The following is a 15379-nucleotide window of genomic DNA, read 5'->3' on the forward strand; positions in this document are numbered from 1 at the left end:
CCGCTGCTCGCGCTATGCGACCTTTGGCACGCAGGCCCTGTCGGACGCCGCGCTGGAAGCGCTGGAGGACCGGATGGCCTGCCTTCTCGGCCAGCACGGGCAGATCGCGCTCGGGCGCACCATGGCGGGGGCGCTGGCGCTGGCGATCGAGGTCGAGACCCTGTCGCGCCTCTACGTGCAGGCGCGCGTCCTCGGCGAGCCGCCGGTCCTGCCGGACGAGGAGATGGCGCGCGTCATGCAGCAGATGAAGAACATGAGCTACGGCCAAGCCCCGGACCTCGACGGGGTCAACGATACGCCGAGCGCAAAGGTCGGCGGCGATCGTCCGGCGCGGACGGCCTGAAGGGCACGCACGCCGCGCGACGAGACGGGCGGGCCGGAGACGACCCGCTCGCCGCGTGACCTTCGCGCCGCCGGAACCGGGTCCTGCCTCCCCATCCCCTGTCGTGCGGGAACCGGCGCCCCGCAGCTTGGCCCGCCGCGGGACAGAAGACCGTCCCGCGGCCTCTGCCCGCGAATCACGCCGCCTGACGCGATCCTGGGCAGCGCCGGCCGACGGACCGCCTGCCGAACCGGGCGCGCGGGGACCGCGACGTCACCCTGCCATATGATATATCGCCGGTGCCACAGGGCCTGGTGCAGGATCGCACCGCCATCGCCTTGATTTGGCACGCTTCCTGCTTTGCCGTTCTGAACGGGCATTTGCCGCGGGGGGTCTTCAAACGCCGCGCGATTGATGCTGAACTGACGGCCTCGTGGACCGCGAGGCCGGCGGGAACCGGATGGGGATGCGTGCGATGCGATTGACCTATTCCACCGATCAGGCCTCGGGCGGCCAGCGCAAGCAGTTCTGGCAGGACGCGGTGTCGCGCACCTACTTCCCGCTCGATATCCAGTTCCGCAACGCGCAGGAGTTCTCCGGCGATCTCGACTTCTGGTCGCTCGGCCAGGTCTCGATCTCGCGCAACCACTGCGACGGGCTGCTCTACCGCCGGCAGGAGCGCCACCTCGTGTCGGAGCGCGAGGAAAGCTACCTGATCACGGTGCCCGACATCGCCGAGATCCGCTTCTCGCAGGACAACCAGGACGTCACCTGCAAGCCCGGCCAGTTCCTGATCGAGCGCAGCCACCTGCCCTACGAGTTCAGCCATCGCGAGCGCGCCGCGCTCTGGGTGATGAAGGTGCCGAGCGCGCTTCTGCGCTCGCGCATACCCCGGCCCGAGCGGCTGGCGACGCTCCAGTTCGACGCCAGCCGCTCGGTCGGTGCCCTCTTCGTCGACATGCTGCGGATGACGGCGCCGCGCCTCGACGAGATGGACGAGGCGGCGCGCAGCCTGATGGGAGCCCATCTCGTCGATCTCCTCGCCATGGCGGTGGAGGCTGACCAGCGCGTTCTCTCGGGCTCGGCCTCCTCGGTGCGCAACGCCCATCTTCACCGTGCCGAGCATTTCATCCGCTCGCACCTGCGCGAGACCGACCTGTCGCCGCAGCGCATCGCCGACGGCTGCGGCATCTCGCTGCGCTACCTCCATCAGCTTTTCGAGGCCGAGGGCACGACGGTCTGCGCCCATATCCGCACCCAGCGCCTCCTGATGTGCGACGCACTGCTGAAGGACCCGCAGAACGGGCGGCGTGCGATTTCCGAGATCGCCTACGAGTGGGGCTTCGGCGACCAGGCGCAGTTCAGCCGCAACTATCGCGCCGAATTCGGCCGCACCCCCAGCGAGACGCGGGCGGCCGCGCGCGGCTGATCGTTTGGTGTGCAGCGCACAACGGCGATGAACGCGTGAGCACCGGCCGCTTCCTGGCACAAGGATTGATGCGCTCGACGACAAGAGCGGGCGCGCGAAAGCCCCTTTAATCCCTACGCAACCTTTCGAAAACCACCGACCGTCCTTGTCGAACGGGCGCGGATCGCACCGATCCGCCGCGCCGCCGGGCACGCTTGTGCCGACACGAACGGCCGAAGCATGGGATGGGCCAACTTGCAGAATCTTCGCGTCGCCGTCGATGTCGGCGGCACCTTCACCGACATCTGCATCATGGACGAGGACACCGGCCTCATCCGCATCGAGAAGACGTCCTCCACCAAGGACCCGATCGAGGGCATCCTCGGCGGCGTCGGCAAGGCCGGCATCGACCTGTCCAAGGTGGCGCTCTTCAGCCACGGCACGACGGTCGCGACCAACGCGCTGATCACCCGGCGCCTGCCGCGCACCGCCATGGTCTGCAGCGCGGGCTTTCGCGACGTGCTCGAGATCCGCCGCGCCAACAAGGAAGACCTCTGGGACGTCTACAAGGACGTCGTGAAGCCCTACATCCCGCGCCGCGACCGGCTGACGGTCCCTGAGCGCGTCGACAGCGCCGGCCAGGTGGTCGAGCCGCTGGACGAGGCGGCCGCCCGCGAGGTCGCGCGCATCTTGAAGAAGCGCGGCGTCGAGGCGATCGCGGTCTGCTTCATGAACGCCTATCTCAACGGCGACCACGAGCGCCGCATGCGCGAGATCCTGCTCGAGGCCATGCCGGACGTGCCGGTCTCGATCTCCTCGCAGGTGCTGCCGGAGATCTTCGAGCACGAGCGCTTCTCGACCACGGTCGCCAACGCCGCCGTCTCGCCGGTCGTCGTCAGCTACACGACGCGGCTCGGCGAGGAACTGGCGTCGGGCGGCTACACCCGCGACCTCCTCCTTCTCCACACCGGCGGCGGCGTGATGACGCCGGCCTCCGTCAAGGACTATGCCGCGCGGCTCGCGGGCTCCGGCATCGCGGCGGGCGCCATCGCGTCGCGCCACATCGCCTCGCTCTGCGGCTTCCCGAACTCGATCGGCCTCGACATGGGCGGCACGTCCACCGACGTCTCGCTCGCCTACGAGGGCCAGTCGCGCGTCACCAAGGACTGGTACATCGAGTTCGGCTATCCCATCCGCTTCTCCTCGATCGAGGTGCTGACGATCGGGGCCGGCGGCGGCTCGCTCGCCTGGACCGACGAGGCGGGATCGCTCCGCAACGGCCCGCAGTCGGCCGGCGCCTTTCCCGGCCCCGCCTGCTACGGCAACGGCAACCGCCAGCCGACCAACACCGACGCCAACGTGACGCTCGGGCGGCTCGGCACGAGTCTGGCCGGCGGCAAGGTGCAGCTCGATCCCGCCCTGGCCCGCGAGGCGGTCGAGGAGGGCGTCGCCAAGCCCTTCGGCCTCTCGGCCGAGGAAGCGTCCGACGCGATCCTGCGCGTCGCCAACGCCAACATGTCGGACGCCGTGCGCCTGATCTCGATCAGCCGCGGCTACGATCCCAGAGACTTCGCCCTCGTCGCTTTCGGCGGGGCCGGCGCGCTGCACGGGGTGGACGTCGCGCGCGAGCTCGCCATCCCCGCGGTGATCGTGCCGCCGAACCCCGGCGTCACCTCGGCGCTCGGCTGCCTCCTCGTCGACATGCAGCACGATTTTTCGGAAAACTGTATGGTGGAGGGCACGGACGCCGAGCCCGACGACATCGAGGCCCGCTTCGCCCGCATCGAGCGCGAGGCTCTCGACCGGCTGACGCACGAGGGCGTCGCGGAAGGCGACATCGTCCTCCAGCGCTCGATCGACATGATGTATCGCGGCCAGTGGCGCTCGCTCGCCGTCTCCGTGCCGAGCCCGATCACCTCGATCGAGGCGCTGGTCGCCGACTTCCACCGCGAGCACCAGCGCGAGTACAACTTCCGCCGCGACGACGCGCCGGTCTCCTTCTTCCGCGTCAACGTCAAGGCGATCGGCGTCGTGCCGAAGGCCGAGCTCGCCGTCCACGAGCCGACGGGCGAGACGCCCGATCCCGTGTCGCGCCGCACCGTCTGGTTCGACAACGCGCCCCACGACACGCCGGTCTTCGGGCGCGACGACCTGCCCTGCGGCTTCCGGTTCCGGGGCCCCGCGATCGTCGAACAGGTGGATTCGACCGTCGTCGTGCCGCCCGGCTCGCTCGCCGAGGTCGACAAATTCCTGAACATCATCATCCGCGTGAAGGGCTGAACGAGATGGCCAGCGAACAGACGCTCGACCCGGTGACCTTCGAGGTCCTCAAGAACTCCTTCATCACCAGCGTCGACCAGATGGGCGAGCAGGTGCTGCGGACCTGCTACTCCTTCGTGATCTACAACCACGACTTCTCCTCGGCGCTGCACGACGCCGACGGCGAATGCGCGGCGCAGGGCAACCAGGACATCGCCGTCCACGTCGGCACCCTGCACTTCACCTGCAAGGACGTCATGCGCGCCTTCGAGGGCGACATGCACGACGGCGACGTCTTCGCCATCAACGACCCCTATGCCGGCGGCACGCACTTCTCGGACGTGCGCCTCATCCGCCCGATCTTCTCCGGCGGCGAGATCATCGCCTATGCCCAGTCCAACGGCCACTGGTCGGACATGGGCGGCTCGGTGCCGGGCTCCTTCGACGTGACGGCGCGCGACATGTTCCGCGAGGGCCTGCGCATCACGCCCGTCCGGCTCTACGACAAGGGCGTCTTCCGGCGGGACGTCGCCAACATGATCGCGTCGAACACGCGCGATCCCGCCTCGATCATCGGCGACATCCAGGCACAGGCGCAGGGCACCGCCGTGTGCGCGCGCGAGATTCTGCGCCTCGTCGAGAAGTACGGGCGCGAGACCGTGAAGACGGGTCTTTCGGAAGTGCAGGATTATGTCGAACGGGCCGTGCGCCAGCGCATCGCCGCGCTTCCCGACGGCACATGGGAGACGGTCGACTACATCGACCGCGACCCGGCCGGCGGCGAGGGCATGATCCCGATCCGCATCAAGATGACGATCCGGGGCGATAAGGCCTATTACGACTTCTCGGGCAGCCACCCGACCATCGCCTCGATCTACAACTCGGCCTTCGGCGCGACCTTCTCGGCGGTCGCGGCCGGCATGAAGACCTTCTTCCCCGACCTGCCGCTCAACTCCGGCTTCTATCGCGCCTTCGAGCTGACCGTGCCGGAGGGCTCGATCGTCGACGCCAAGTGGCCGGTGGCGGTCACCGGGTTCCTGATGCCCTTCGAGAAGATCATGAACTCGATCTACGAGATGTGGTCGGAGCTGATGCCCGAGCGCGCGCTCGCCTGCACCTTCAACCTCGAATACCTCCTGACCGGCGGGCGCGACGCCCGCTCGCCCGACAAGCCGATCTTCATGTTCTACGACTGGCTGCCCGGCGGCTGGGGCGGGCGCAACGGCAAGGACGGCGCCAACGTCACCACCTCGTGCTTCGGCACCGGCATGATGGCGCAGCCCATCGAGGGCCAGGAGCGCACGACGCCGATCCTGATGACCGAATGCCAGATCCAGACCGATTCCGCCGGTCCCGGCGAATGGCGCGGCGGCGTCGGCGTCCTCAAGGGCTCCAAGATGCTGCAGTCCGAGGACACCGTGATCTCCTACATCTGCGACCGCGAGCGGGCGATCGTCTGGGGCATCGAGGGCGGCCTGCCCTCGATCCCCCACGGGCTCACGCTGAAGCGGGTCGGCACCGAGGAGACCGTGCGCCTCGGCACGATCTTCTCCGACGTGTCGCTGAAGGAGGGTGACCACTTCTGGCGGCCCACCGGGGGCGGGGGCGGCTTCGGCGACCCGTTGAAGCGCGATCCCGCCCATGTCCTCGAGGACGTCGTCGACGACTACGTGTCGGTGGAGCGTGCCGCCAAGGACTACGGCGTCGTGATCCGCACCGTCGACGCCGAGCTCTGCGAGTACGAGATCGACGAAGCCGGCACGCAATCCCTTCGCGCCGAGATCGCCAAGAACCGCGTCGAATGGGCCCGGGAGGACCCCGAAGCGGTCGCCGGCAGGTTCCGGGCCGGCGAGATCGACATGATGGACGTGATCCGCCGCCACGCCGTGATCCTCCACTGGGGCACGGGCGAGCTCCTGCCCGAATCCACCCGGCAGTTCCGCGAGAGCTTCGAGCGCCGCTCGGTCGCCAAGTGGGCCGCCGCCTGACGAGACATGCCCGGACGGGCGGGGCCGGGCGGCCCCGCCCCTCTTCCCTCCCGAAGCCTGAAGGATCGATGCCATGACGCCTTTTCAAGCCATGACCCGCGCACTCGGGCTTGCGACCGGCCTGTCGCTCGCCGCGCTCGCCCCCGCCTCGGCGCAGGAGAGCTGGTTCCCGATGAAGATCTTCGATTCCTCTTCCGGCACGCCGACCCCGGCTGAGTACACGCCGGTCGGCAAGGCCGAGAAGCCCTACAATCTCTGCGTCCTCTTCCCGCACATGAAGGACAGCTTCTGGGTCGCGGTCGCCTACGGCGTCGTGAAGCAGGCGGAAGCCGCCAACGTCAACATGACGCTCTACGAGGCGGGCGGCTACGAGAACCTGCCGCGCCAGCTCTCGCAGTTCGACGATTGTCTCGCCAGCGGCGCGGACGCCATCCTCGTCGGCGCGATCTCGGGCGCGGGCCTTGCGCAGAAGTTCGACGAGGCGAAGGCCAAGGGCGTGCCGGTGGTCGGCGTGGTCAATCCGGTGCCGATCGAGAAGCTGCCGGCCGCCAACTTCGTCGACTTCGCGGCGATGGGCGGCGTGACGGCCAAGGGACTTCTGGCGAGCCTCGGCTCCGGCGAGACGGCGAACGTCGTCACCTTCCCCGGCCCCGCCGGTTCCGGCTGGGCGGAAAGCTTCAACGAGGGCTTCAAGAAGGAGGTCGCCGGCAACGCCAGCGTCAAGATCCTCGACGAGAAGTTCGGCGACTCGGGCGTCGCCGTCCAGCTTCAGCTGATCCAGGACGCGCTCCAGACCTCTCCCGACATGAACGTCATCTGGGGCACCGCGCCGACGGCGGAGGCCGCGATCGGCGCGGTGGCCGAGGCCGGCCGCACCGACATGAAGATCATCTCGTCCTACGAGAACCAGGCGATGCTCGACGCGCTGAACCGCGGCGACATCCTCGCCTTCGCCACGCAGTATCCCGTCGGCGAGGGCGCGATCGGCATCGACCAGGCGATCCGCCTCATCGAGAAGAAGCCGGTGATCAAGCTCGTCCAGCCGGAGGCGGCCGTCATCGACAAGACCACGGTGCCGAACGTCAAGATGGACCTCGTCCTCGCCCCCGCCGACTGGACCCCGGTCTATTCGGTCAAGGCGAAGTAGGACCCGCGCGACATGGAGAACGGCATGGAGCGAGCCCCCGCGCCCGCCGGACACGCGGAGCCCCTGCTCCGCCTGTCCGGCATCACCAAGCGCTTCACGGGCGTCCTCGCCCTCGACGGCGTCGATCTCGACGTGCGCGCGGGCGAGCTCCATGTCCTCTTCGGCGAGAACGGCGCCGGCAAGTCGACGCTGATCAACGTCATCTCGGGCACCTTCCCGCCCGACGCCGGCTCCTTCCGCTTCAACGGCGAGGAGATCGGCCGCCTGTCGCCGCACCGGGCGCGCCAGATCGGCATCAGCCCGGTGTTCCAGGAGTTCTCGCTGGTGCCGAGCCTGACGGTCGAGGAAAACCTCTTCCTCGGCCGCGAGGCGTCGAGCGCCGGCGTCCTGAAGTCGGGCGCGATGCGCCGGCGCGCGCGCGAACTGATCGACGAGCTCGGCTTCGACCTCGATCCCGGCGCGCGGGTCGACGACCTGTCGCGCGCCCACCAGCAGATGGCCGAGATCGCGAAAGCCCTCCTCGGCCATGTGAAGCTCCTCATCCTCGACGAGCCCACCGCCTCGCTCACCGAGCGCGAGACGGGGCGCCTCTTCGAGCTGATCGCGCGGCTGAAGCGCGAGGGTGTCGGCATCATCTACGTCTCGCACCGCATGCGCGAGATCCGCGCGCTCGCGGACCGCGTCACGGTGCTGCGCGACGGCCGGCACATCAGGACGCTCGACGCCGCAACCGTGACCGACGGTGAACTCGTCGAGCTGATGACCGGACGGCGCATCGACGTCCTCTTTCCGACCATCACCCATACGCCCGGCGCGGTGGCGCTCGATGTCGAGAACCTGTCCACAGCGGACGGCACGGTCGCGGGCGTCAACTTCCACGCGCGGGCCGGCGAGATCACCGGGATCGCGGGGCTCGTCGGCTGCGGCAAGTCGGAGCTGGTGCGCGCGGTCTATGGGCTCGAACCGATCGTGGGCGGTCGCATCCGCCTGCACGGCGTGCCCTACGAGCGCCCCCTGCCGCGCGCGAGCCTGCGTCGGGGCGCCGCCTATTTTCCCGCCAACCGCGTTGCCGAGGGCCTCGCCTTGTCGCGGCCGATCCGCGAGAACGCCTCGATGACGGCGCTCGACCTGCCGCGCTTCGCGCGCGCCGGCGTCCTGAAGCGCCGGGCCGAGCGGGCGCTGGTCGGACCGATCATGGAGCGGCTGAAGCTGCGACCGCCGAACATCGAGCGGGCGGTCGGCAACCTGTCCGGCGGCAACCGGCAGAAGGTGATGCTCGGCCGCGCCCTGACGCGCGACCTGACCGTCTTCCTCTTCGACGAGCCGAGCGTCGGCATCGACGTCGGCGCCAAGCTCGAGGTCTACGACTTCATGAAGCGGCTCGTGGAGGCCGGAGCCGCGGTGGTGGTCGTATCGTCCGAACTGCCGGAGGTGCTGGCCCTGTCGAACCGGCTCTACGTCATGCATCACGGGCGCATCGCGGCCGAACTGGAGGGCGCTGAGAAGACCGAGACCAACGTCCTTGCGAGCTTCTTTCGCGAGCAGCGCACGGGAGCGGCCGCATGAGCGCGATCGCCGCCCGCCGCCCCGGCGGCCTCGGCGTTCGCATCGGCATGCTGCCGGTGGCGCTCCTCCTCCTCGTCATCGCGATGTCGCTGGTCTCGCCGCAGTTCTACGGGCCCGCCAACGTCCTCAACATCCTGCGCAACGCCTCCTTCCTCACGATCGTGGCGCTCGGCCAAGCGATCGTCATAGTCGCCGGCGGCTTCGATCTCTCGGTCGGCGCCGTGGTGGCGCTGGCGAGCGTCGTCACCGCCAAGGTCATGGGATGGGCGGCGGGGGTCTTTCCCGGCAACGACGCGGCGATCGTCGCGATCGGCGTGGCGGCCGGCCTCGGTTCGGGGCTCATTGTGGGCCTCGTCAACGGCCTGTGCGTCTCGCGCCTCAAGGTGTCCGGCTTCGTGGTCACGCTCGGCACCATGTCGGCCACGGCCGGCGTCGGGCTGATGATCACGAGCGGCATCCCCGTCTACGGCATGCCCGACGGCTTCGTGAAGGGCTTCGGCCGCGGCCAGGCCTTCGGCCTGCCCTACCCCGTCTACATCGCGCTCGCGCTTGTCCTCGTCATGGTCTTCGTCCAGCGTCGCACGCTGTTCGGGCGCTATGTCCACGCGATCGGCGGCAATGCGGACGCCGCTGTCGTGTCGGGCGTCTCGATCGGGCGCCACGTCGTCGGCACCTATGCGCTGTCGGGCGTCTTCGCGGCGGGTGCCGGCATCCTCTATACGGCGCTCGTCGGCTCGGGGCAGGCGAGCTTCGGCGGCGACCGGATGATGCTGCAGTCGATCGCGGCCGCCGTGATCGGGGGCGTTTCCTTGCGCGGCGGCATCGGCCGGGTCGAGATCGTCGCGCTCTCGGCCTTGTTCCTGACGACGCTCGGCAACGCGCTCAACCTCCTCCATGTCGACGCCCGCCTGCAGCCGGTGTTCCTCGGGCTCATCATGGTGGCGGCGGTGGCGGTCGAGGAACTCGGACGACGGAGAAAGCCGCGTGTCTGACGCACCCAACTCGCCCGCTCTCGCGATGGCCGCCCCCGCCGATGCCCCGACCGTGCGGCAGCGGCTCTGGCAGGCGGCCCTGCCGATCGCCCTCGTCGTCCTCCTCCTCGGCTTCTCGGCGGTCGATGCGCGGGTGCTCGGCCTCGCCAAACTCCTCCACGTCGCGCAGCAGACGAGCTACCTCGCGCTCTTCGCGATGGCGCAGACGGTGGTGATCCTGACGCGCGGCTTCGACCTGTCGCTCGGGCCGACGGTCTCGATGGTCTCCGTCGCCTCCGCCATGGCGCTGGCGGCCGGGGCGGCGGCCGGCCTGTCGCCGGTCGCGGTGCTCGCGCTCGGCCTCGTGGCGGGCCTTGGCATCGGCCTTGCCGCCGGCGCCTTCAACGGCATCGTCGTCGCGTTCCTCGGCGTCAGCCCCTTCGTCGCGACGCTCGGCTCCTACAACGTCGCCATCGGCGTCGCGACGACGATCTCCGGCGGACGGCCGGTCCAAGGCGTGCCGGACCTCTTCTCCGACATGCTCTACCGCGGCAGCGTCTTCGGCGTGCCGGCGGCGATCGTGATCGCGATCCTCGTCGCGCTTCTTCTCCATCTCGTCCTGACCGGCACCGTCTTCGGCCGCTCGCTCTATCTCGTCGGCACCAACCCGCGCGCGGCCGCCGTCGCGGGTCTGCCGGTGAAGCGCATCCTCGCCCTCGCCTATCTCCTGTGCTCGGGCCTCGCTGCGCTTGGCGCCCTGATGATGACGGCGCGCACCGGATCGGGCGAGCCGAACCTCGGCGGCTCGCTCTCGCTCCAGGCGATCGCGGCGGCCGTGGTCGGTGGCACGAGCCTTGCCGGCGGGCGCGGCGGCGTGGGCACGGCGGTGCTCGGCGCGCTCTTCGTGACCATCCTGTCGAACGGCATGAACCTCGCGCGCATCGACGGCTACGTGCAGATGATCGTGCTCGGGATCATCGTGATCCTCGGCGTGGTCCTCGACCGGGCGCGTCTGTCCGGGCGGTGACACACGCCAGCGTTTTCGGTTTTTCCGATAAGCCAATCAAGGAAGTCGTATTTCACAAGGGCAATGCCCCCGGCGCACAGTCGAAGGCGACGCCCAGGACGGAAGCGGACGAAAGGGGCCCTGCCATGTTGGACACGCCGCAGCGGCATGTCGTCTTCGCCGACAGTCTCGACGGTGCGATCGAGGCGCTGGCTCGGGGCGCGAGCGTCATGGGGGGCGGAACCTGGATGATGCGCGCAGAGCGGCGGGGCGAGCCGCTGCCCGCCTCCGTCGTCCTTCTCGACCGCATCCCCGCGCTCACCGAAGTCATGGTGACCGACAGAGCCGTCACGCTCGGCGCCGGTCTGACCCACGCAGCGGTCGCGAGCGCGCTGAAAGGACTTTCGGGCCTCGAGGGGGTCGTCGCCGCGGCGTCGGGTTCCGCCAACCCCGCGATCCGCCATGCCGCGACGCTCGGCGGCAATCTCGCGACCGCCGACTTTTCTGCCGCCGACCTCGCCCCGGCGCTCCTGGTGCAGGGCGCCGAGGTGGAACTCGCGACCGGCGGCGGGTCGCGGCGCCTGCCGCTCGAGGCGTTCCTCGCGGATCGACCGACGCATCTCGCCCACGCTATCCTGACCCGCATCCACGTCCCGCGCGAGGCCGCCGCCAGCGCCCATGCGCGGCTGCCGTTGCGCAAGGCGGGCGACTATCCGGTGGCGATCGTGTCGCTGGCGCGCCTGTCCGGCGGCGGGTGGCGCATCGCGGTCGGCTCGGTGGAGCCCGTCGCGCGCCGCTGGACGGCGCTGGAGGCAGCGATCGGCGATCGGCCGGTCTCGCCCGACGAGGGCGCGCGTCTTGCCGCCGCGCACATGGACTTCGACGGCCGCGACGGCGTCGAAGCCGAGGGCTGGTATCGCGTCACCGTCCTGCCGGCGCTGGTGAAGCGGGCGTTGGACGCTCTGGAGGGCCGGCCATGAGCGTGCGCTTCGTGCTGAACGGCGAGCCCTGCGGCTTTGTCGGCGATCCGCTCACCCCGCTCGTCGACGTCCTGCGCGGCGAGCGCTTTCTCACCGGCACCAAGGCCGTCTGCCGCGAGGGCTTCTGCGGCGCCTGCACCGTCCATGTCGACGGCGAGGCGCGCATGTCCTGTCTCGTTCCGATGGCCGGATTGGCCGGCCGGCGCGTCACCACGATCGAGGGGCTCGTCCCGCCGGGCGCCGCGCACCCGCTCCAGGCGGCCTTCGAGGCCGCCGACGTCGTCCAGTGCGGCATGTGCTTTCCCGGCATGGTGATGAGCCTGTCGGCCGCCTTCCGCGACCGGCCGCCCGCGAGCCGCGACGAGGTCAAGGCGGCGATGACCGGCAACATCTGTCGCTGCACCGGCTACGAGCGCATCGTCGACGCGGTGCTGGCCGGCCTCGCCCCGACGAGCCACCCGAGCGCGGGAGCCTCCAATGTCTGACCCCGCCGCCGTCATGGACCTGCCGCGGCGCGACGCGGGCGACAAGCTGCGCGGGCGCACGAAATACACGATCGACCGCGTGCGTCCCGACACGCTCCACGCCGCGCTCCTGCGCGCCGAGGTGCCGGCCGGGCGCATCCTGCGGCTCGACGTCTCGGTGGCGCTCGCCATGCCCGGCGTGCGCGCCATCGCCACGGGCCGCGATGCGCCGGGCCTTTACGGCATCGGCATCGCCGACCACCCGCTCCTCGCCGTCGACGCGATCCGCTATCACGGCGAGCCGATTGCGGCCGTCGCGGCCGAGACACAGGCGCAGGCGCGCGCTGCCGTGAAGGCGATCGTCCTCGAGGTCGAGCCGCTTGCCCCCGTTCTCACCATGGCCGAGGCGCTCGAGCCCGGCGCGCGCCTCGTGCACGAGGGCTGGCGCGACTACGACGTCCTCGCGGAGGGCGCCGCGCGCGCCGGCAACGTCGCCTGGGAGGCGCGGACCGTGCGCGGCGACGTCGAAGCCGCCTTCGCGCGGGACGACGTGAGCGTGATCGAGAGCCGCTTCACCGTCGGGCGGCAGAGCCATGTTCCCTTCGAGCCGCGCGTCGCCATCGGCGCCTGGGAGGACGGGCGCGCCCATATCCAGACCTCGACGCAGGTCCCCTGGACGGTGCGCGGCGTCACCGGCCGCGCGCTCGGCCTCGCCCCCGGCCAGGTGCGCGTGACCGTGCCCCCGGTCGGCGGCGGCTTCGGGCTGAAGTTCGACGCGACGATCGAGCCGATCACCGCGCTTCTCGCCCGCATGAGCGGGCGCAGCGTGGTGCTGGAGAACTCGCGCCAGGAGGAGATGGCGACCTGCCTCTGCCGCGAGAACGCCGAGATCGTGATCCGCTCGGCGGTGACGCGGCAAGGCGAGATCGCGGGCCGAGAGGCCGTGGTGCTGATGGACTGCGGCGCCTATGGCGGCGAGCAGGTGTTCCTGACCACCATGACGGCCCACACGCTCGGCGGCAACTACCGCGTCGGCGCGATGCGGCTCGCGAGCCGCGCCGTCTACACCAACACGCCGCCGAACGGCGCCTTCCGGGCCTGCAACGGCGTCTACAACACCTTCGCGCTGGAACGGCACACCGACGAGATCTGCGAGGCGCTGGGGCTCGATCCGCTCGCCTTCCGCCGACAGAACGTCGTCGGCGACGGCGACCTCGGCGCCACCGGCCAGCGCTTCGAGGGCGACGTGCTGGGCCCGATGATCGACCGGATGGAAGCGCTGAGGGCCAGGACCGGCACGATGGAGGCGCGAGCGGACGGGCGTCTCTACGGCATGGCGAGCGTCGTCGGCACCTGGTTCGTCTTCACCGGCCCCTCGGCCGCGACGGTGCATCTCAACGCCGACGGCGGCGCGGTGCTCGTCACCTCCGGGGTCGAGATCGGGTCCGGCACCATGGTGCAGGCCCTGCCGCAGATCGTGGCGGGCGAGCTCGGCCTCGATCCGGCCGCCGTCGTCGTGCGCGAGGCCGACACCGACGCCGCCGGCCTCGATGTCGGCGTCGGCGGCGGGCGCACCACGGTCTCGATCGGGGCCGCCAGCGTCTCGGCCTGCGCCGAGGTGCGCGAGAAGCTTCTGAAGACGGGGGCCGAGATGCTGCAGTCGCGGCCCGAGGACCTCGTGCTCGAAAAGGGCCGCGTCGAGATCCGCGGCCGGCCGGGCTCGGGCACCACGATCGCGGCGGTCGTCGCGCACGCGCACTGGACCACCGGCCCGATCAGCGGCTCCGGCGCCTTCACCGCAGCGGGAACGCCCGCCATGTCCGGCTGCGCCATGGGCCACTTCATCGACGCACTCGACATCCCCGTCTTCGTGGTGCACGAGGCCGAGGTCGCGGTGGACCCCGAGACCGGCCATGTCGAGGTGCTCGCCTACCGCGTGGTGCAGGATGTCGGCCGGGCGCTCAACCCGCGCGCCATCCTCGGTCAGATCCAGGGCGGCGTCGTGCAGGGTCTCGGCTATGCCCTGCACGAGGAGGTGACGATCACCGCGGACGGGCGGATCGCGCAGGACGGCTTCGAGACCTACCGCGTGCCGCTCGCCGGTGACGCCGTGCCGGTCGCCGTCGATCTCTTCGAGGGCGCGCCGTCGATCGGGCCGCTCGGCACCAAGGGCGCGGGCGAGGTGCCGATCCTCGGCGTCGGCGCGGCGATCGCCTGCGCGGTGGCGCGCGCGACGGGCAAGCCCGTGCAGCGCCTGCCGCTAACGCCGCCGCGCGTCCTCAAACTCCTGCACGGTCGCGAGCCCGCGCCGGCGCTCGATCACATCGCCGCCGATTTTCGCGACAACATCCTCGCCTGAGAGCCTCGTATGGTCACCCTGAACTGCGACATGGGCGAAAGCTACGGCAACTGGCGCTTCGGCGACGACGAGGGGATCATGCCCCGGATCGACTGCGCCAACATCGCCTGCGGCTTCCACGCCTCGGACCCGATGACCATGCTGCGGACGGTGCGCCTCGCGCTCCGCCTCGGCAAGCGCGTCGGCGCCCACCCGTCCCTGCCCGACCGCGAGGGGTTCGGGCGGCGCGAGATGAAGCTGCAGCCGGACGAACTCACCGCCGCCTTCCTCTACCAGATCGGGGCGCTCGCCGGCATCCTGCACGCCGAGGGCGGCACGCTCACGCATGTCAAGCCGCACGGCATCGTCTACGGCATGGCGGCGCGCGACCTCGAGACGGCACGCGCCATCGCGCGCGCCGTCCAGCCCTTCGGCGTGCCGCTCTTCGGCCTCGCCGGAACCCATCACGAGACGGCCGCGGCCGAGCTCGGCGTTCCCTTCGAGGGCGAGTTCTTTCCCGACCTTGCCTACGGGCCGGACGGCGGGCTTCTCATCCCGCGGGTGCAGAGCGAGATCGACCTCGCCCTCGTCGAGGCGCGCATGCGCCGGGCGCTCCGGGACGGGCAACTCGAAACCTCGGACGGGACGTTGCGGCCGGTCCGCTTCGAGACCGTCTGCATGCATTCCGACCCGCCGAACGCGCGCGACGTCGCCGCCGTCCTGCGGCGCGTGATCGACGAACACGCCTGAAACGCCGACAGGCGCTTCCCCCTCAATTTTCGCTCAAAAAACCCGGTGACCCTCATGGACACACTCTCGAACTCGCTGGCTGCGGCCGACATGGCGCACACGCTGCACCCGAACACGAACCTTCGCGCGCACGAGGCGCAGGGTCCGATGGTGATCGCGCGCGGCGAGGGCATTCGCGTC

12 protein-coding genes are annotated in these 15379 nt (G+C 70.4%); all 12 read left to right on the forward strand.

The window, feature by feature from the left end:
* The coding region (locus QZ753_RS10235) for a class II aldolase/adducin family protein (protein WP_294643400.1) at positions 1–343 on the forward strand (343 nt) is incomplete at its 5' end.
* A 454-nt stretch (positions 344–797) separates the two neighbouring features.
* Positions 798–1751 carry a helix-turn-helix domain-containing protein gene (locus QZ753_RS10240; RefSeq protein WP_294643402.1) on the forward strand — a complete coding sequence of 318 codons (954 nt, stop codon included), beginning with the start codon at positions 798–800 and terminating at the stop codon, positions 1749–1751.
* 234 nt (positions 1752–1985) lie between these two features.
* Positions 1986–4010 (forward strand): hydantoinase/oxoprolinase family protein, encoded by a 2025-nt coding sequence (locus QZ753_RS10245; RefSeq protein ID WP_294643404.1) that lies wholly within the window; start codon positions 1986–1988, stop codon positions 4008–4010.
* A gap of 5 nt (positions 4011–4015) precedes the next feature.
* Positions 4016–5977, forward strand: coding sequence for a hydantoinase B/oxoprolinase family protein (locus tag QZ753_RS10250; RefSeq protein ID WP_294643406.1), 1962 nt, complete (start codon positions 4016–4018; stop codon positions 5975–5977).
* A gap of 73 nt (positions 5978–6050) precedes the next feature.
* The gene (gene torT, locus QZ753_RS10255) at positions 6051–7124 is read left to right on the forward strand and encodes a TMAO reductase system periplasmic protein TorT (protein WP_294643407.1); all 1074 of its coding nucleotides are present in this window, start codon (positions 6051–6053) and stop codon (positions 7122–7124) included.
* A 24-nt stretch (positions 7125–7148) separates the two neighbouring features.
* Positions 7149–8690 carry a sugar ABC transporter ATP-binding protein gene (locus QZ753_RS10260; protein WP_294643410.1) on the forward strand — a complete coding sequence of 514 codons (1542 nt, stop codon included), beginning with the start codon at positions 7149–7151 and terminating at the stop codon, positions 8688–8690.
* Positions 8687–9682 (forward strand): ABC transporter permease, encoded by a 996-nt coding sequence (locus tag QZ753_RS10265; RefSeq protein WP_294643412.1) that lies wholly within the window; start codon positions 8687–8689, stop codon positions 9680–9682. The genes QZ753_RS10260 and QZ753_RS10265 overlap by 4 nt, the downstream gene beginning before the upstream one ends.
* Positions 9675–10688 carry an ABC transporter permease gene (locus QZ753_RS10270; RefSeq protein WP_294643413.1) on the forward strand — a complete coding sequence of 338 codons (1014 nt, stop codon included), beginning with the start codon at positions 9675–9677 and terminating at the stop codon, positions 10686–10688. The genes QZ753_RS10265 and QZ753_RS10270 overlap by 8 nt, the downstream gene beginning before the upstream one ends.
* A 125-nt stretch (positions 10689–10813) precedes the next feature.
* Entirely contained in the window at positions 10814–11647 is an 834-nt protein-coding gene (locus tag QZ753_RS10275) for an FAD binding domain-containing protein (RefSeq protein WP_294643415.1), read from the forward strand.
* A complete protein-coding gene (locus QZ753_RS10280; protein WP_294643416.1) occupies positions 11644–12132 on the forward strand; it encodes a (2Fe-2S)-binding protein in 489 nt (162 codons plus the stop codon). Before QZ753_RS10275 ends, QZ753_RS10280 begins: the two co-directional genes overlap by 4 nt.
* Complete coding sequence (locus QZ753_RS10285; protein ID WP_294643418.1) at positions 12125–14470, forward strand: xanthine dehydrogenase family protein molybdopterin-binding subunit; 2346 nt, start codon at positions 12125–12127, stop codon at positions 14468–14470. Before QZ753_RS10280 ends, QZ753_RS10285 begins: the two co-directional genes overlap by 8 nt.
* 9 nt (positions 14471–14479) lie before the next feature.
* Positions 14480–15199, forward strand: a complete 720-nt coding sequence (locus QZ753_RS10290) for a LamB/YcsF family protein (RefSeq protein WP_294643420.1) — start codon at positions 14480–14482, stop codon at positions 15197–15199.
* Positions 15200–15379: the final 180 nt, after the last annotated feature.

The organism is uncultured Aureimonas sp. (genome assembly GCF_913775355.1).
Lineage (GTDB): Bacteria > Pseudomonadota > Alphaproteobacteria > Rhizobiales > Rhizobiaceae > Aureimonas.